The sequence below is a fragment of the Microcoleus sp. CAWBG27 genome (assembly GCF_020883145.1).
GTDB lineage: Bacteria > Cyanobacteriota > Cyanobacteriia > Cyanobacteriales > Microcoleaceae > Microcoleus.
The window spans coordinates 15068-34375 of sequence record NZ_JAHREU010000076.1 but is presented as its reverse complement, the minus strand read 5'-3'; the positions used below and the strand labels follow the sequence as shown (position 1 = coordinate 34375).

Annotated in this window: 13 protein-coding genes and 2 pseudogenes; 5 read left to right on the top strand and 10 right to left on the bottom strand. The window is 43.8% G+C overall.

The window, feature by feature from the left end; translation table 11 throughout:
* Positions 1-276: 276 nt before the first annotated feature.
* From QZ938_RS28420 to QZ938_RS28405, 4 genes are all read right to left on the bottom strand, one after another.
* Positions 277-3396, bottom strand: coding sequence for an AAA family ATPase (locus QZ938_RS28420; RefSeq protein ID WP_293355062.1), 3120 nt, complete (start codon positions 3394-3396; stop codon positions 277-279).
* A gap of 64 nt (positions 3397-3460) precedes the next feature.
* Positions 3461-3802: a type II toxin-antitoxin system PemK/MazF family toxin gene (locus tag QZ938_RS28415; RefSeq protein WP_293158186.1), complete on the bottom strand. Its 342-nt coding sequence runs from the start codon at positions 3800-3802 to the stop codon at positions 3461-3463.
* A complete protein-coding gene (locus QZ938_RS28410) occupies positions 3795-4136 on the bottom strand; it encodes a hypothetical protein (protein WP_293355059.1) in 342 nt (113 codons plus the stop codon). Before QZ938_RS28410 ends, QZ938_RS28415 begins: the two co-directional genes overlap by 8 nt.
* 523 nt (positions 4137-4659) lie before the next feature.
* On the bottom strand, positions 4660-5784 hold the full coding sequence (locus tag QZ938_RS28405; protein ID WP_293158192.1) for a hypothetical protein: 1125 nt from the start codon (positions 5782-5784) through the stop codon (positions 4660-4662).
* Between the two features lie 837 nt (positions 5785-6621).
* Between QZ938_RS28405 and QZ938_RS28400 the strand changes: the two are divergent.
* A pseudogene (locus tag QZ938_RS28400) lies at positions 6622-7612 on the top strand (RNA-guided endonuclease InsQ/TnpB family protein); the annotation flags it as partial.
* A gap of 579 nt (positions 7613-8191) precedes the next feature.
* On the opposite strand, the gene QZ938_RS28395 reads toward QZ938_RS28400, so the two are convergent.
* Together QZ938_RS28395 and QZ938_RS28390 are read right to left on the bottom strand one after the other, a co-directional pair.
* Entirely contained in the window at positions 8192-8698 is a 507-nt protein-coding gene (locus QZ938_RS28395; protein WP_293355056.1) for a hypothetical protein, read from the bottom strand.
* 115 nt (positions 8699-8813) lie between these two features.
* On the bottom strand, positions 8814-9524 hold the full coding sequence (locus QZ938_RS28390; RefSeq protein WP_293355053.1) for a transposase: 711 nt from the start codon (positions 9522-9524) through the stop codon (positions 8814-8816).
* A 209-nt stretch (positions 9525-9733) separates the two neighbouring features.
* Between QZ938_RS28390 and QZ938_RS28385 the strand changes: the two genes are divergently transcribed.
* Entirely contained in the window at positions 9734-9922 is a 189-nt protein-coding gene (locus tag QZ938_RS28385; RefSeq protein ID WP_293156969.1) for a hypothetical protein, read from the top strand.
* A 21-nt stretch (positions 9923-9943) separates the two neighbouring features.
* A pseudogene (locus tag QZ938_RS28380) lies at positions 9944-10705 on the top strand (IS110 family transposase); the annotation flags it as partial.
* A 69-nt stretch (positions 10706-10774) separates the two neighbouring features.
* Here QZ938_RS28380 and leuB read toward each other — a convergent pair.
* Positions 10775-11860 carry a 3-isopropylmalate dehydrogenase gene (gene leuB, locus QZ938_RS28375; protein ID WP_293156966.1) on the bottom strand — a complete coding sequence of 362 codons (1086 nt, stop codon included), beginning with the start codon at positions 11858-11860 and terminating at the stop codon, positions 10775-10777.
* Positions 11861-12529: 669 nt separating this feature from the next.
* On the opposite strand from leuB, the gene QZ938_RS28370 reads away from it, so the two are divergent.
* Positions 12530-13735: a DUF4336 domain-containing protein gene (locus tag QZ938_RS28370; protein WP_293355050.1), complete on the top strand. Its 1206-nt coding sequence runs from the start codon at positions 12530-12532 to the stop codon at positions 13733-13735.
* Between the two features lie 158 nt (positions 13736-13893).
* Here QZ938_RS28370 and QZ938_RS28365 read toward each other — a convergent pair whose 3' ends face one another.
* The 3 genes from QZ938_RS28365 to QZ938_RS28355 all read right to left on the bottom strand — a co-directional run bounded on the left by QZ938_RS28365 (position 13894) and on the right by QZ938_RS28355 (position 17848).
* A complete protein-coding gene (locus QZ938_RS28365) occupies positions 13894-14535 on the bottom strand; it encodes a HEPN domain-containing protein (protein WP_293355047.1) in 642 nt (213 codons plus the stop codon).
* Between the two features lie 13 nt (positions 14536-14548).
* Positions 14549-15796 (bottom strand): DUF262 domain-containing protein, encoded by a 1248-nt coding sequence (locus QZ938_RS28360; RefSeq protein ID WP_293156952.1) that lies wholly within the window; start codon positions 15794-15796, stop codon positions 14549-14551.
* A 267-nt stretch (positions 15797-16063) separates the two neighbouring features.
* Positions 16064-17848, bottom strand: coding sequence for a metallophosphoesterase family protein (locus QZ938_RS28355; protein WP_293355044.1), 1785 nt, complete (start codon positions 17846-17848; stop codon positions 16064-16066).
* A gap of 465 nt (positions 17849-18313) precedes the next feature.
* On the opposite strand from QZ938_RS28355, the gene QZ938_RS28350 reads away from it, so the two are divergent.
* Positions 18314-19291 carry an acetamidase/formamidase family protein gene (locus QZ938_RS28350; protein ID WP_293156946.1) on the top strand — a complete coding sequence of 326 codons (978 nt, stop codon included), beginning with the start codon at positions 18314-18316 and terminating at the stop codon, positions 19289-19291.
* Positions 19292-19308 lie beyond the last annotated feature (17 nt).

Here is a 19308-nt window from a genome sequence, read left to right as displayed (position 1 = left end):
AGTCCGCCACCGGAAAGCGGACTGAAGTCCGCACTACGAACAAAAACGGTTTGTAGTGCGGACTTTAGTCCGCCACCGGAAAGCGGACTGAAGTCCGCACTACGAACAAAAACGGTTTGTAGTGCGGTTTGTAGTGCGGACTTTAGTCCGCCACCGGAAAGCGGACTGAAGTCCGCACTACGAACAAAAACGGTTTGTAGTGCGGACTTTAGTCCGCCACCGGAAAGCGGACTGAAGTCCGCACTACGAACAAAAATCGAAAATCGAATAATCTATCTAGATTGACAAGGCCAGGCTAGAACCCTGAGCAGTTTTGGTTACTTCAATCCTGGCTTGAAAAGCTTCTTTAAGGTGCGGCATATGGGTAACGGTGAGGATGCAGGCGAAGTCAGAGGCGATCGCATTAATGGCAGCAATTAGGCGATCGCACCCCTCCGCATCCTGAGTCCCAAACCCCTCATCAATAATCAACATTTGCAAAGCCGTACCCGCCCGCTGAGACAGCAATCTCGCCAGCGCCAGCCGAATCGCAAAGTTAATCCGAAAAGCTTCGCCACCCGAGTAAGTTTCATAGGGACGAGTACCGCGAGCATCAGCAATGAGAATGTCTAAAGTGTCAATCAATTTAGTAGCTTTTTTAGAAGCCGCCGCCCGCTGAGTAATAAATTGTACGTGCAACTGATTGGCGCTCAATCTCGACAATATCTGATTAGTTTCAGCTTCCAATTGAGGCAAAACATTTTCAATCATTAAAGCTTGAATCCCGTTCTTGCCAAAGGCTTGACCCAACTCTTGATAAACTTTGTATTGGCGTTTAGCAACCTGAATTTGCTCTTTTTGAGCGACAAGGTGAACTTGCAAAGCTTCCAGATTTTGCTGCTGTTGTTGGAGGCGTCCGAGATTTCCCAAATGTTGGTCTAGCTGCTGGCGGCGGCGGCTCATTTGTTGTTCGATCGCACTTATTTGAGTAGTCGGATCGGGATGTTCTTGCAACTGCTGGTTCATCGCGGCTGTTTGAGCGGTGACAGCTTGCAAATCGCGATCGCGCACGGCGATCGAACTGGCGATTTCATTAACCCGCTGCTGCACTTGCGGGAATTGCTGAGTTGCCGATCGCAATTTTTCAGCACGGGCGATCCAAAATTGCGTTTTACGCATTTCGCTACGGACGTGTTCGTGCTGTTCCAAGTTATAGCCAACTTCCGCGATATATCTATTTAAAGACAGAATTTGCTGCTGAATTTCCGAGCTATTTTTTTGCTGTTCAAACTGTTGCTGTACGGCGGCTAATTGAGCCTGCAAATCCGGGCGGCGGCTGTTAATTTTATTAAGTTTCTGCTGAGCGTCTTTGATTTGAGCTTGCTTAATTTCCGCCCAGCGCAAACGCTTTTCATCGCTGCGGGCGAGGGAGTGACTGCGATCGCTATAATTGAGCTGTTGCAGTTGCTGTTCAATTTGCTGAAGTTCCCTCAAATCATCAGATCCATACTCGCCAGTACGCAACAACCGCTCGATTTGGGCAGCATCTTGACGCATACTTTGCAGTCGAGTTTCATCTTGGCCCAGGCCATCCAATTGAGCTTGCAAATGGCTGCGGCGTTCCCGCAATTCTTGGTAAGGTGCTAATTCCTGTTCTAGTTCGCGGTATTCGTGTCTGAGGACTTGAATTTCGCGCTCGGAAACTGCTAACTGTTCGCGAACAACCCACAGTTGATTCCAGATTTCCTGCTGTTGGGAGTGGTGTTTGGTGACTACCAAATTCCAGTAGTGTTCGTCTAAAGGTCGATCGCACAAAGGACAATTCCCAAAATTTGCATCCCGCACAATCAAAGGCGAATTAACTTCCTGACTTTCGGCAAACTGGGCAGCTTTACCTTCCCCCGCGCTGGTTTCTGCTTCATTTTTCCGCAACAGTTGCAGTTTTTGGTCAATTTCGGCGAGTCGGGTTTGATAGTCGCGGCTTTTAGCTTGCAGATTTTCTAGAAAGCTGTGCCTTTCTTGGCCTTTTTCGCGGACTCGTTCCTGATAAACTCGCTTGTTTTCCAACTGGACAATTTGATGGGCGATGGCCGAGATTTCCTGCTGCAATTGTGGCTGTCGATGCTTTTGCTGAACTTGCACCTGTCGGTTGATTTCGGCTAAGCGGGCGGTTAAACCGGCATGGGCGCGATCGAGCTTAGTTTGTGCCTGCTGCTGCTGTTGGAGTAGCGGCGAAACTTGCAATTGCAGTTGTTCTAGTTCGTTAAGGCGCGATCGGGCTGCTTGCAACTGTGCGAGTCCTTTGTCAACCTCCGGCTGCTGCTTGAGAACATCTAAAACATCTTTTTCATCTTGTTCTAAGACATCTAATTGAGCTTGCAACTGCTGAATTTTGTTTTGCAAAAGGCTCAATTCTTGCCGTTGCTGTTCTTGCAAGTTTTGGCGCTGATTTTGCGCTTGTTGGTGAGCTTTGAATTTTCCAGCCTGCGTCTCTTCTGTGGCTTGTAAACTCTGAAAATAGGCAATTCCTGCTGTTATTTCATTTTCTTGGGCGAGCAGGGCTTGCAGCTCGTGTTGCTGCTGCTTGGCGGCTGCGAGTTCTTGCTGCAAGCGGCGGCATTCTTGAGAGATATTGTAGTGTTGTTGCTGGTGGCCGGCGAGGAGTTTTTGCCAAGTTTGGCGGTTGTGGTGCTGGAGTTGCAGTTGCTGCAAACTTGCTGTATCGGCTTGCTGCTGCTGTTGAAGCAAATCGGTTGCTTGCTGCAATTGAATTTGTTCGGATGCGATCGCTTGACTTTGTTGCAGTTGCTCTTGGGTTGTCTGCAAGCCGTGTTTGAGGACTTCGACTTTGGCTTTAAAATCTCTGGCTTTTTCCTTGGCTTGTTCGGATAAAGTGTCGTATCGATCGAGCTTGAGGAGGTTGGCTAAAACTTGCTTGCGCTCGATCGGCTTTTTGAGCATAAACTCATCAGCACGCCCCTGCCGCAAATAGGCCGAGTTAATAAAAGTATCGTAATCTAGCTTGATATGTTCGAGAATTTTCTGCTGAGTATTTCTCAGCCCCTTGTCAGTGAGAGTCCGAAAACTCAGTCCATCCTGAGTTGCAGCAGAATTCAAGCTAACTTGAAATTCCAAACTTCCCGATTGTCCGCGCCGGCGGTTGCGAATCACCCGGTAGATTTGGCCGCCCGTGGAGAAAGTGAAATCAACTCGGACATCAATTTCGCCGATATGGATGATATCGTCTTCTGTATCGCTGCGACAACTGCCCCACAGCGACCAGGCGATCGCCTCTAGGAGAGAAGATTTACCAGCACCGTTAGGCCCGCAAATGCAAGCAGTGTGCAAGCCGCGAAAGTCTAAAGCAGCTTCGCGATAGCTGAGAAAATTTTTGAGTGTAAGTTGTATCGGAATCATTTAGGCCATCGCGCCAGACAATCTATCTATAAATAACACTATTTGTGTGCTGTTGGCTAGTTATTCAATCCAGATCCAAAACAATTGTGAGTGCATCTGCAATTTCTTCCATAAATGTCTCCGAAAGGCTTCCGAGTTGTCGGACAAATCTTTGTTGGGAAACGGAACGGACTTGAAAAGTGTCGGCGGCTGAGACTTTAATCAAGCCATTTTCGCCGCTTGGTTCTAGTCGAACCATCCAATTTCTCTCTGCATATCGGTCTTTCCAGTCAGTGATGGGGACAATAACTTCAAGCAGTAAAATTCCCACCGTCTCATCGCTGACAATAACTGCGGGACGGGTTTTGCCGATTTCTGCGCCAACAGTAGGCTCAAGTGTAACCAGCCAGATTTCGCCTCTACGCATTAGTTTTTATCCCAGCGTTTAGGTATTCTTCCTCGGATTCAAAATATGGTTCGCTGTCTGGCGACCACAAATCATGTAAAGCACCTCCCGGCATATAATCCTTGACGGCTGCTTCTGCTGCGGCTCTGAGTCTGAGCTTTCTCTCAGCTTTGCGCTGGGCTTTTTGTTCTATTTCTTCACGCATCATCCGCGAAGCTGTTTCGATGATTTCTAGGCGTTCTTCTGGTGTCAGATTTTTGAGTGCTGCTAAGATTTCTGTTTTGGTCATGATTTTTTCGGGTGTTTGGTGAAAAACTACGATCCAACCATCATTATATCTTTCAGGAAAATCCATTTCGGCGATCGCACTTCAATTTTTACCTCATCCTCCGAATTTCCGTGTCCTCCCAATAGCTTTTTCTTGTAAGGGCGATCGACTTTACGGATAGTTGTTGGGATTTTAAACGATCAAATCCTCACTTGTTGCTGATTGAGGATTTTATTGAAAATTTCCTGCGACCTAGGATTCTACTTTTTACCAGAAAGAATTGATTGAAAGCCGGAACACTTTGAGGGAGAAATTAAAATCCGACTATTCATTACTCCAATCCTCTGACTTAAGGGTAGAGTTCGCTATCAAACTGTCAACTGTCAACTGTCAACTGTCAACTGTTGAACAAGGCTAGTTTATCTCTTACACAACTAAGTGTCCTCCAAATTGCCATGTCCTCCGATGGTAGGCAAACGATATTGCCGTGTCCTCTAAATTGCGATATCCTCGATTGCTTGAGATTTTCTACCATCAAAAAAGGTTGACTGTATTCCTACAGCCAACCCCGCGCTCATTTAATTGTCCTGCGTTTGCTCAAACAGCAAAACTATCTGGCAATATTCGGGAACGTATAGCCAACACCTAGTAACAATCCCACGTCAGTTCCGTCGAGAAAACCAATATTCAGTCCTGCTGTGGCTGTAAAATTGCTCGACAGTGGCACATCTATACCTCCCGAAATCAGGAAGCCAAAATTACCGTCATCGCCGGTAGAAAATGCTACGCCAGCACCTAAATAAGGAGCAGCCGTAATCACAAAATCATCGCTGACTTCGACGGCCTCTTTAGATACAAAATCGTAGGTGACTGGAACTAGAACAGTTACATTGTCGCGGAACAAAACACTCGGTCTCACCGAGAAATTGTTCGTCAAACCAATTTTGCTAAGAATCGCAAAAGAAGTGTCGCCTAGGGCTGAATCTCCGCCAAAACCGATGTTACCGCCAATACCAATGTAGCTGGGCCCTGAACGGGTAGCTCTGCCCGGTCTGACGGTTGTACCGCCCGGTTGAGCCAATATCTGAGGTTTGTCTGAGGCTGTTGCCGGTTTCTGGGCAACTTTCGGTTGGTTCGTCAGGGCTGAGGCGGAAGTGCTGACAGGGTTGCTCAACACTTCTTGTGTTGTTTTGACTTCTTTTTCTTCCTTTGATGCTGTCAGTTCCGAATTAGGTCGATCGGCAATAATTGAGGTAGGTCGATCGATCTTTTCGGCAACAATCTGGGATTTTTGCGGAGTTTCAACGCTATTCTCAGCAATTTTAGCTGTTTCTGCGGATTTTTCGGTTTCAGCAGCAATGGATGTAGGTGTATTTTGCTCAGTTGCTGGGACAGCAACTTGTGATGTTGCTGCTGTGGATTCTGCTGGTGCTGTCGCAGATGCTTCCGAGTTGGCTGCCGGTGCGGAGGCTGCTGGCTCTGCTGCTGGTGTTAGTTCGATCGAACTGATAGAATCAATTTTTGTATTGCTAGCTGTTGTTTCCGCATCAGCTTTCACTGCTGAAGTTGCCGCAGGCTCAGAAATTTGGTCAATATTTTGAGCTGTCGCATTTGCGGTTGTAGCGATATCGGGCAAGTTGCCAGTTTCAGCTTTCGCTGACATGGTACTGCAACAAACTGCTAAAGCTGCAAGATTTATTAACGCAAAAGTAGACTTGGAAAATAGACTATTCATAAGACACTCCTCAATGAATGGTGTGTTAAAAGTGTAAGTGTTTGAGGGCTCTAGTCGAGACCTTTGCTGAAAAATGACACAATTATGAGTTGTGTTGTTCCTAGATTGCCACTTAACGCTTGAGGAGTCAACTCTCTCTGCTGATTAGATTCAAGAACCGAAGGCTAGTCGATCGACTAATTTTAATTTACAGTTCGAGCCGCTAAAAATCAATCCTAGGGGAGAGTTCACTCTTGATGGTGCTTATACCACTTTTGCTCGAAAAAAGCAACTGCAAACAACCTCGAAACCACGAGCTTCATCAGTCAGTCGATTTTAATTTGAGATTTGAGATTTGAGATTTTTAGATTTACTTGCACGATTGAATTTGGGAGCTGGAAGTCGATCGGGGGCGCAGAGCATTCTACAATGCTGTACGCGAGCTCGCTGCACCCGCCGCCACAGTGGAAAAATCCGCCTGCGTGAGGGCGCCCCGGCTCGAAACGAAGATAAAGCAAGGTTTGACAACTGTTTAGGGAACTCGGGGGTCTAAATTGGGGCAGTTGGGTGAGGGCGATGGCGTCCCGCCCCGCAAGCTACGGCTCCTGCACAGTTCCGGACAAGTCATGTAGAATATCATTGATCCTACAAACAGTCGTAGCTCGATCGTGTCAAAATTATTAAACATTATTAATGATTGTGGAAAATTCAATGTCTTAGTAAAGTTTAGACTTAGCTTTCGCTCAGTGTTATAAAACTTCATTAAGTTTCTAAGCAAGAGTAAGCAATGGTAGTATCATCTAGTCAGAAAGTCAACAAGTGAGAATTATTGCGAGCGTTAAAAAATGGAGAGTCTAAATGCAACTAGCAGAGAGGCATATCATTAAATCCACCGAACACCGTTTTATTGAAATAGATGTACTAGCCTTTAAATCCAAAAATTTGTATAATGCTGCTAACTATATTATCCGTCAGAGTTTTGTCTACGGATGGGGTTATATCAATTACAACGAAATGAACCGTTTGATGAAATCTCATCAAGCATAAAAAGAATTACCAGCCAAGGTAAGTCAACAAATATTAATGATATTAGACAAAAATTGGAAGTCTTTTTTGAAGCAGTCAAAGCTTACAAAAATAACCCCACTAGATTCAGCGGCCGCCCGAAATTACCAAAGTACAAAGATAAAGTCAAGGGTCGGAATATTCTAGTTTATACGATTCAAGCCATTAGTAGCAAGCAACTAAAGAAAGGAATTATCAAGCTGTCCGGTACTAATATTTTAATTAAAACCGGGGTCAAACCAGAGCAAATTTGTCAAATTAGATTAGTGCCAAAATGTGATTCCTGTGTAATTGAGGTAATTTACAATGCCTGTACCCAGCCGGAGTCCACCGTCGAAAACCAGAAAGAATTAGTAGCTAGTATAGATTTAGGATTGAATAACTTAGTCGCGCTAACTTCAAATCAGCCGGGATTTGTCCCATTACTGATTAACGGGCGACCACTGAAATCAATTAATCAATTCTACAACAAGCGCAAGGCACAACTGCAATCTCAATTAAAAGGAAACCGCCAAACTTCATCACGGATTCAACGCCTGACTCGTTGCCGCCATCAAAAAGTTGATAATTACTTGCACCACACGAGTCGGCAGATTATCAATCTGCTGGCATCACAAGAGATTATGACGCTAGTAATTGGTAAAAACTTACAAGGTCAAAACGAGATTAATATAGGCAAAAAAACAATCAAAACTTTGTCAGCATTCCTCATGCTCGGCTAATTGAAATGTTGAAATACAAAGCTGAATTGGTCGGAATAAAGGTAATAGAGCAAGAGGAATCCTAGTGCGATTCGTTGAAACGTGAATCACGGTAATCAGTCCGTACATAACGTTTCCAGCCACAAGGCTGAACTCTCGGTCTGATAAGGGTGCAAGTCCCTTCTGCCAGACTCAGGTATGACTCCCTATCTGCCCACACCGACCAAGCTCGATTCTTGGAGAGTGAAGCTCTTAACAGGACGCAACCAGACATCTAATGTGAGGTGACACTGGCGTTAATGGGGAGTTCCAACGGTGAAATAGAGCCTAGAAAAGTAACTTACCTCTGAGCGGGACACAGACCATTAATTCCGACTTCACTGGAGTTTATTCCCGCCGAATAATAGGATGATATCGGCAAGAGTCCAGGGAATCCAGTAGTTAAAGTGGCTCCACCTAAAGGAACAATCAATCTAACCTAGGGCAATACTTCGGACAGTTTTTAAGCCGCGAGAGTACCATAGGATAGGACTGATGGAAGGTTAGGGTGATTTAAAATTATAGCCTTTCTCAAAAAGATGAGGTATAACAGACAGTTTGCAAAACCAGTAAACTCAGAGGGCTCGCATCCCAACAACGTCCGCGAATCTTTCTGATAACCGCTATAAATTCCGGTCTAAATCTAACTTATCAATAAAGGTGTAAAGTATATGCCTATTGAATTCACGGCGTTTATAAGAGGTCATGGAAAACACGAATGTCTCGGGCGATGAATGACTATTATAAGCTTCATATTTGGCTAAATTCAGAGCAATTAGACTGGCATTAAAATGAAAATCAAGACATTGACCACTACGAGATTGACCAGAGGATAAGCCTGTAAATTGTTTGGCATCACGAAAAATAAACTCAATCTGAAAACGAGCCTGATAATACTCAAGTATTTGTTCACCTGTTAGCTCGATATCAGTGCTGAATAATAAAATATTTTTGATTTTACCATTGGGTTGAACTTCTGAAAGACAAGCTAAACGTATTTTACATTTTAAAGAAACACTCCATACTACTAATGAATAAAGCTTATAGCGTTTCTCAGAAAGATGAGGTATGCCGAGGTATGCTGCAACCCTTATAGTATCAAGCTTTTCTTGGCAAAATGGACACCTCACTTTTTAGAGAAAGGCTATAACTCCTGGCTTAGTTCTCTTGATAAAGGTTAAATCTTTTAAATTGTTACAATCTACTTTTCCATCATATTTGCGAGGAGCACATATTTTATTTTTTTCACCTGTATAGAGGTATTTTAAGGTTAGCATCTGACCGTAATTTACTAATCAAATTCAAATTTGAATCTCGTACAGCATCCCAGAATTTAGCGCGACAATAATAACCGTCTGCCACCAAATAACGTATAGATTTTGGCGATAAAAAACGAGTTTCTTTTAAATGTTGAGCATACTCGTCAACTCTTGTTATCTCAGGCGTTGAGCTTTGAGCAGTTTTCTTTTTAGTAGTTTTTTTTGACTTTTTTTTCGTTTGAGCCGTCAGGGGATTTTTGGGTAGTTCTGTGGGAGGACGCCTGGGTATTTGTTGTACGCTCACACTATAAGACAAATGAGTTTCGACTTCGACCACAGAAATTACAGAAATTTCTAATCCCTCTTCTGGTCTGCCAGCTACACCATTATAAAAGCTAGCTTTCCCTTCAGTTTTTTTGCCACTTTTTTCAATAAATAAACAATCGATTACAGCAATAATAGTTTGCCCAGATTCCAAGGCTTTATTGATAAAGTATTTATTAAATTCTGCGAAGTCAAAATCTTTCAAAAAATGACGGCGATAAGTTTTTTCATTCAATGAACTGTAACGGCTCAGATTGGTAAAGTTCACCTTGCCATAAACAAGCAATATGGTAGAAAACAAGGTCACCATAAACTTTTTTTGGGATTGACTAATCCCTGACATTTGTTGTAAAATAGATTCTAGAATATTCATCAGGCATTTTTTTAAGTTCGTGTGTTTTTTGAGCTTAACGTAAAAAGTGCCTTTTTTTTGGATTTTCGGTGAAAATCCCAGAGACTTTTTGTCTCTGCTCGCTTGTGCGTCCCCGTTCCAAAACTGTCCGAAGTATTGCTGTATTCACAAGGTTAGTATTCAATTGCCTCTCGGTTCTTTCATAAATTGGAGTACATCGGGAGCTAAAAATGACATCAACAGTCTTAGGTATAGACATCAGTAAAAGAGACTTTCACGTCTCATTACTGAAAGAAAGTCGTGCAACTAAACCCAAAAAGTTCACTAACAATATTCAAGGATTTGAGAGTTTACATAACTGGCTCAAACAACAAAGTGTTGTCGAACTCCATGCTTGTATGGAAGCTACTAGCAATTAGGTCGAAGCCTTAGCCGAATTCCTCTATGGGGCAGGCTTTCAGGTTAGTATCGTCAATCCGGCTCGTATTAAAGGATTTGCCAAAAGCGAACTTCTGAGAACTAAAACTGACTCCGTAGATGCGGCACTGATTGCTCGTTTTTGTGCGGCGATGAAACCGTCTTTGTGGACACCAACTGCACCGGAAGTCAAAGAATTACAAGCTTTGTTGCGACGGCTGGAATCCGTGATTGAAATGGCTACTCAAGAGCAGAACCGTTTGGAAACAGCTACGCCAACTGTTGCTGGTCTTACCCTGGCACATTTGGAGTACCTAAAAGAGCAACAAAAACTGATTAAAAAACTGATTAGTGACCATTTTGACCAACATCCACATTTAAAACAACAGCGTGACCTCTTGACCTCAATTCCCGGAATTGGTGAACAAACAGCATCCGTATTGTTAGCTGAAATTCGTGATGTTTCCGATTACAACAATGCCCGTCAATTAGCGGCTTATGCGGGTTTAACACCTTGTGAGCGCAGTTCAGCGACGGAGGTTAAAGGCAAAACTCGTTTGTCTTGTACCGGCAATGTCCGACTGCGAAAGGCGTTGTATTTGCCTGCGGTAGTGGCGATGCGTCACAATCCGTTACTTAAGGCGATGAGTGACCGATTATTGGGTCGTGGCAAGGTCAAAATGCAGGTGATTGGTGCTTTGATGCGGAAGTTGGTGCATTTGGCTTTTGGTATTTTAAAGTCCCAAAAGCCTTTCGACCCCAATTATTTACTTGCTACCTCTTGACAGGTCAAGACAGTATCTACAATCTTTTGTATTGCTTGTTGGGCGGGGGCGGGTTTATGAAATTCTCGATTAACCTTGCAAAACTTCAATTAAAGCCTCGCCCATCGCCCGACAACCGACCAGTTTCATGCCTTCCGACATGATATCACCAGTGCGATAACCTCGATCCAAAACTGCCACAACTGCTTGCTCAATTTTATCAGCAGCTTCGGGCTGATTTAAGGCGTAGCGCAACATCATTGCAGCGCTTAAAACTTGAGCAATGGGATTAGCTTTATCTTGTCCGGCGATATCCGGGGCGGAACCGTGTACTGGTTCAAAAACTCCCGGGCCGCTTGCACCCAAACTCGCAGAAGGCAACATTCCAATGCTACCAGTTAGCATCGCCGCCGCATCCGAAAGAATGTCGCCGAATAAGTTACCCGTGACAATTGTATCGAACTGTTTCGGCCAGCGAATTAACTGCATGGCTGCGTTGTCAACATAAAGGTGAGAAAGTTCCACATCGGGGTATTCTGAAGAAAGGGCAATTATACGATCGCGCCACAGTTGCGAAACATCCAAAACATTCGCCTTGTCAACCGAACACAGCCTTTTTCCGCGCTTCCGGGCGGTCTCAAAAGCCACGCGGCCGATGCGGTCAATTTCTGACTCGGTGTAAGCCATCGTATTCACACCGCGTTTTTCCCCGGTTTCTGTCTCAAAAATGCCTTTCGGTTTGCCGAAATAAATGCCGCCAGTCAGTTCGCGGATCACCATAATATCCACACCTTCGACAACTTCTTTTTTTAAAGAAGAAGCATCAACCAACTGCGGTAAAATAGTCGCAGGACGCAAATTTGCAAACAATCCCAATCCGGCGCGCAGTCCTAACAATCCAGTTTCCGGACGCTGTTCGCGGGGCAAATTATCCCACTTGTAACCGCCGATAGCTGCTAATAATATCGCATCGCTGTTGCGGCACTTTTCCAAAGTTTCTTCCGGTAGCGGATTGCCTGTGGCGTCAATAGCAGCGCCGCCCATTAATGCTTCTTGAAATTCAAAGCCGATGTCCAATTGTTTGCCGACAAGTTTCAGGACATCTACCGCTACAGCGATAATTTCAGGGCCGATGCCGTCTCCCGGTAAAAGAGTGATGCGGTAGTTTTGAGTCATATCAATTTAGGAGTTTTGATTTGAGATTGGTGGTGATGGGAAATTCTTTGTACAAAGTAGGTGAAGGTATATTGCTTGTCCGCCAGATATATTTTTGGCGTTTATTTAGCTCAATCAGTGTTAACTTAAGCTCAAACAAATTTTCAATCAGATTCAGCTTTTAGTTGAGACTGATACTTTATACCAATTTTTTATGAGGCTGCTCTCGAATTCGGATCCCCCCTAACCCCCCTTGATAAGGGGGGGACAAGATTCTTCTCAAAGTCCCCCGACTATTCGGGGGATTTAGGGGGATCGAGATATGTGGAACTTCACATTAAATTGGTATTACGTCCATCTACTAAGGTGAGAAATTCTTGCCAGCCTATAATTGTATCAGCACAAGAGGGCGGGCTTTGCCTCGCTCAACTGGTTTATTTCATAGATTCTTCGCTAAACCCGCCCCTGCCAGTATTTGTTTGCTATGTCTTCTTCTTCTCTCTTCCTTCGCGTCCTAGCGCTGACGCGCGGCTTCGCCTAAAGCGTCTTCGCGGTTCAATAATTTCAGATTCAGAAACCCAGTGTCTAGCTGTCATATTTTTTTCGATCGCACTTCGGCGCTGACATTGAAATAAAATAACAAAAGTTCGATCGCACGCACGTACAAAAAATCGGCAAGGAGTCGCACCAGTGACAGACGGCGAAGGCAGACAAACATCAGTACAGATTGACAATCGGGACTATTCATGGCCGTTTTGGCCAATTGTCCCCATCTATCCCTACAGTAAGCGGCGGACAATCCGCAAGGAAATAGTCAAGGACAAAATCTGGACTTTTGACCAATTACAAGGCATTTTCTACGTAATTGTGCCGATTCGGATGACAGTCATCAAACTCGAATCCGAAGGCCTTCTCGTCTACGCCCCCGTCGCGCCGACTCCAGAGTGCATCCGCTTGGTAAACGAGTTAGTCGCAGAACATGGCGAGGTTAAGTATATCCTGCTGACAACGGTTTCGGGCATCGAACACAAGGTATTTGTCGGCCCCTTTGCGAGGTGTTTTCCCGAAGCGCAGGTGTTTGTCACTCCCAAGCAATGGAGTTTTCCGCTAAATTTGCCGCTGAGTTGGTTGGGTTTGCCCGGTAAACGCACCTCTGTACTGCCTTTTGATAGCAGCAACACGCCCCTTGCAGATGAATTTGATTGGGCAATCCTCGGCCCGCTGAACCTCGGTTTAGGCTTTTTTGCGGAAGTTGCGTTATTTCACAGGCGATCGCGCACGCTAATGTTAACAGATTCCGTGGTTTCGATTCCCGAAAACCCGCCCGCGATTCTCCAACTCGACTCGTACCCGCTGCTATTTCACGCCAAAGACACCGCTTTGGATGTGGTGGCAGACACCCAGGAAAATCGATGCAAAGGGTGGCAGAGAATCGCCTTATTTGCGATGTATTTTCGCCCTAGCGTGTTGGATGTGCCGCCGTGGTCGGGGGTGTTAGCCAGCGCCCTGAAAGCGCCAGAGCGATCGAGAAAAGCTTATTTTGGATTGTATCCGTTTAAGTGGCAAACTGATTGGGTGCGATCGTTCGAGGCTTTGCGCGGAGGAGGGCGGTTGTTGGTGGCGCCGGTGTTGCAGACTCTGATTCTCAACCGCGCGCCGAGGGAAACTCTCGATTGGGTGGATAAAGTCGCGAGTTGGGACTTCGATCTGATTGTACCTTGTCACTTCGATCGCGCGATCGACTGCAAGCCCCGGGAATTTCGCCAAGCATTCTCATTTCTGGAAAAACACTCGGTTGTTAATTCTTTACCGGAAGATGATTTTAAATTGCTGAGGGATATTGATGCTGGTTTGAATAAAACTGGTTTAGTTCCGCCTGCAAAAGAGAAGGTTTAATCTGAAATTTTCGACAATTCTGAATAAGCTGTTTGAACACAGGCAAAATGCCTGTACCACTCAAAAATTCAACTATTATGGAACGGGCATCTTGCCCGTTCCGGCTAGAAGCCCATCGCCAAGAAAAAATCCTTAACAATTACTGGAAATTTATTCATTTATTTCATTAAATCATTAATCAACTCATCCACCTTCAAAAGTTCTTGAATAATTTGCTCTACCCTCTCCAATTCATTTATGGGATTTAGAACTCTAATAGTTGTTGGGGATGTAGCTGAAGTATGGACTGCAACACCTCTGTCTTCCCCAAAGGTATTCATAGTAGCCAGCCAAAAAATATTTAGATTCTCGGGATTGATTCCTATTGGCAAAAGCAACGACAGAATATTAGCTTCTTTTATTCCATGATTCTGGTCAATGATTCGCTTAAAACTATTAATAGCTAAATCTATCTTTTTGTTGATTTTGATTTTCTCATCCGGTATTTTTTTAGCTGGCTTTGTTGGACTTAGTGTATCTGGTGGTAATTCCATCATTTGACCGGAAAAGGCAAGCAAACATATCAAAGTACAGCAAGTCTTACCCTGACTGTCCCAATTGTTTTTAGCATTAAGGGCTGCTTCCCAAACTCTATCCTCTAGATAAGCTTCTATTTCGGCATGAGCTAAAACTCTGTAGGCAAGAGTTAAAGCTAACTGTCTGGGGGAATAAAAATGTCCGGGCTTAATCTTAGGAATGAATTGTTTTTTTAACCTATTCAACTCCTTAGTTAGAGTACGAAATCTGACGGATTTTGGCATACTGCTTAAGAACTTACCACAACCCGTTAAAGATAATGCGGTTATCTGCGAGTTCGGGGACATAAAACTCTAAATTTAAAACCTTTCGCAAAGTTTTGCCCCACAGTGAGAGACGAGTATGAGTTTCGCGAATGCTAGTTGTTCTTTTCTCAACAGCGTCTCTGAATTCGCTATTAGGGGACGAACATAACTCTTTAAAAGCATTTTCTACTCGCTCCTTATTATTCTTAGCAGCTTGTCCTATCTCGGGATAGGAAAAATAAAAAACCATTACATCTAAAATAGCTCGATTCATTTTTTTGCGGTAAGTATTAGAAGTGTTAGACCATACGCGAAATATATTTTCTTCTCCAAATATTGCAATGGTTGTTTGCACCGCGTTCTCAAATTCGCTAACTGTATCTTCGATCTCGATTTTTTGTTCGTCCCAATCATTGTTGAGTTTTTCGCAGGTCATGTCCAGGAATTTTTTAAGATTCCCGCGATAATCGGATAAAAAATAATAGAAGGCTACATACCGCAGCAACAATTCGACATCGCGCATCCGAGGATCGGGATTTTTTGATTTAAGTATTGTTCTTAAAGCCTGATTTTTAATTGATGCGTCGTCTAAAAAATTGACAAAATCTCCGGGATGCAATGCTTGCCTCAATTCTTGCGGAGATAGCGGAGTATTCTCTAAATTCAGGCGTAAAAAAACTTTGTATAGTAAACTTTCTGTACGCCAGTTTCTAATCAATGTAGTCCGAATAGTTTGAGTGTCGAGTACATTAAGTACGGGACTCAACACAACATCGTTTTTTATATCCTTATAGGTATAACCATTGAGATCGGGTCTAAATTCTAAGTTTGCCAAAGCAAAACTATCATTAGGAGTTTCGCTCATTCCATAAAATTGCAGGATGGCTAGCAAGCGTTGCTTGCCATCAAGAACTATAAAATTTCCGCGACTCTTTTCAGGAGAAGCTAAAACTATTTCTGGAATGGGAAATCCTAGAAAAATTGATTCGATAAACCTACTTTTGCGAGTTATATCCCAAGCATCTCGTCTTTGAAATCTTGGATTGAGTTGAATGTTTTCCCGCATAATTAGATCGAGGATGCTGGTTGTTGTCCAATCAGTGCTACCTACAATGATTTCTGAAATTTCTTTTAATATCGATTGTGGCTTTTCATTAGATTCCAGCTCATCATCTAAATATTCATCTTCTTTATCAAAGATTACTTCTTCTGGTTTTTCCAAGAGTTTTTGTTTGGGCATGACTGTACTCTACTCGTGAGTTTAATTTGGATAGACTATCTATTACCTAAGTATAGCAGAAGTCACAAGACTGAAGTTGACTCTTGACCGAGAGCGAGAGAGTTTTCTTCCCAAAAAATCAATTTTGAAGCTTCCACAGCGTATTAAACTATTGTCTATTGGTGCGTCGCTGTTAGATTTTTTATTTTTATTTGGGGATGAGGGATAGCGACCCACCCTACGAATACTGAGGACTGAAGTCCTCACTACAAACCTGACTGCACTAAATCACGATTTTTTCAATTTAAACTCATCAAACTTCACCACTTCCGAGTCTGGTTTCCGCGTATCAAAATAATAGCTACTAACCGTAGCACTCCCCGTGTCAAACACACTAAAAGCCGTAATATCATTACTATCAATATACGGCAATGCTAGCCCATCTTTCCCCAATAAAGGTGCAACTGTTGGCATCACAGGTTCCAATCCGTTCGGATCTCCAATCGCGCTGTAATCCTCCCGATATCCAGGCGGCACAAATCGGCGCCTTCTCCCCGCAAACGCACCGTAACTGTTACCCACATTAGAAGTCTCTAAAAAGTGCATTCCGCTGGTACTCACAAACCGATTCCACAAATGCGAATGTCCGTACAAAACCAACTGCACGCCCGCCGTTTCTAGCAGCGGCATCACATCCCGAATCAGATAATCTTGCTGTTTCGGATATTCGTAACGCACCATCTTAATCTCGCCGTCCAAAGTGCGATCGACTATTTGCACTGGGTCAGTATAAGCAGGTACAATATTGTCACCCAGAGAATGCGGTGGATGGTGAAACATCACAATTTTATATTTAGCTTGCTGAAATTCCGCACTATATAACTCTTGTTCTAGCCAAGAATATTGAGCGCTGCCTTTGACAATTGGCTCAAAAATATGCTGTCCGTATCCCCATTTTTCGGGACGATCAAAATCTTCGTCCCGTTCCCGATACCTGCCTCTCGCCCCTTGATCTAAATTAGGAGTCCGCCAGATATTCGTAACATACAAGGTCACTAACCGCACGTCCCCAAACGTCACAGCATAATAATTTTTCTCACTTGGCAAACTAAAAATTTCGTTGTACGTATCACTATTAAAACTATTGTTTTTCAACAAAACATCTTGGTCTTTCATCCCATTTTTTTGAGTGAGGTATGGATATATTTTTTCCACAGCAGCGCGGGGTAAAGGGTCATTAAACTGGTCGTTGAGACTGGTGCTATTTGAAAACCTACCCATAATCTCATGGTTCCCAATCGTCGGAAATATGGGCGCGTGTTGGATCAGTTCGCCACCGCTGTACACTGTTTTGATGCCATTTTTGTCGATTTCCGAGAAGGCGCGGCCTTGTAAACCGGGGAAAAAAGCGCGGCCTCGGTCGTCGTCGAACCATTCGGAAGCGCGATCGGGTATATTAATTAAATCACCAGCCATGAAAACTGCATCAACTTTATCAATTGTTTCTGCTACTTTCTGGAGATTAGCTGCTGTCATCGGCATCAATTGATGGTCGGAAGTGAACAGGATTTTTAGCCCAATTCCGGCTGCTGGTGTCGGAGAAAGGCTGAAAACTTTGCTGCTAACAGATTCACCCTCTTTGGTTTCGCTAGTCACTAGATAAGGAATGCGAACACCGGGCATTAAATTAGTAACTTCTGCTTCGTGGCGCCAGATGTGGCGGACATTTGGATTGTTATCAATTATGCCCCGTTTCATTTCATCGGAGATGTGCGAGTCTTTGTCTTCCCGAGTCCGGCTTAGCTTGGTAGTATTTGCAGTCGCAATTTTACTCAAGTTTTCGCCGTAAGCAACAATATTCCGAGTCCCAGAAAATTCGGTAAACCAAACAACTCGCACCGAGTTAGTTGTTGGAAATTGCAGAAACGGATCGGTTAAAAGTTTGGGTTTGTTGAGGAAAGATTGCATAATCAAACCTAGGAATAGGACAATCAAAATCAAAACAGCAAAAAACCACAGGTTGCGAGAAGAACCTTGGGATATTTCTGATTTTTCGGGCAATGGTGTTAACATAAGTTATTGTCATGAATCTGTCGGGGAGGGTTTCACCAGCAAAATATAACTCCCAACCTTAATATATAGCGGTTCTTAGAAAGATGAGATATGTTGTTGGGCTTGGGCCCTCTTAGTGGAACTGGTTATATAAGCTGTCAGTTATACCTCATCTTTTTGATAAAGGCTATATATACACCCGCCCCCGCTTTGAATTTTAGATTGCCAAAGTTATCAAAAAGTTAAGAAATTCTGAAAATATCTCAGATATCACAAACCGGGTGAATCTCACTTTTGAAGAGGGCGAAGCATGACCGCAGATAAGTTATTAGTTATAATCTCATATTGAATGCGGTCATGCTTCGCCCCTACACATATATTTGCCAAACATGAGATGCACCCTGAGGTATTCACCAATTAATTAACAATTACAAAATCCCCCAATCCCCCAATCCCCAATCCCCCCAATCTAAAATCTCAAATCGAATGACTCACCACCTTCTCAAAGCTAACTGCAAAACCGTACACTTAGGCGGTTTCTCTCCCAAGCTAGAACCTGCTTTAACTGTCGATTCGGGCGATCGCATCGATATCGAAACCTATTCGGGGTATTATGTTGCTGACAAGGCCCCGCCGGAATTTCTGACGCCGGAATTTTTAGATATCTGTCAGAATTTACCTGATAACCGCAAAGTCGGCCCGGGCCCGCACTTGCTAACAGGCCCGATTTATGTTAATGGGGCCGAACCCGGAGACGTTTTAGAGATTCACATCGAAAAAGTTTACCCAAGTTTACCAGTAGGATTCAATGCGATTCGCGCTGGTTGGGGAGTTTTACCTACATATTTTCCCGATCCTAAATTGCGGTTTATTCCCCTAGATTTAGAACAAAAGATTGCGGAATTCCCGGCAAATAGCGGTGTCAAGATTCCCCTGCATCCATTTTTCGGAATTATCGGCGTTGCAGATTTTGAAATCAACCGTTCTTCTATTCCTCCACAACGCTACGGCGGCAATATGGACAATCAGGAATTGCAACCAGGAACGCGGTTATTTTTACCTATTGCGGTGCGCGGGGGTTTGCTGTCAATCGGCGATGGACATTCGGCACAGGGAGATGGTGAAGTTGATGGTACGGCGATTGAAACTTCGATGAATGGGACTATTCAAATCATCTTGCGTAAGGATTTATTTTATATATTTCCGTTTGCGGAAACTCCTACTCATATTGTAGTTATGGGTTTTGGTCAAACATTAGATGATGCCTTTGATATGGCGGTAAGACAGGCGGTTAATTGGCTACAAAAGTATGCCGGTTTTCAAGAAGAAGATGCCTATGTTTTCTGTTCCCTCGCGGTCAATTTTCGGATTACTCAGGCTGTGAATAATCCCCGCAAAGGAGTTCACGGAATGATACCTAAGTCGATTTTGCCCAACGTGCAAATTAAGGATCGCTGGCGGTGATGTGGTATGATAACAGC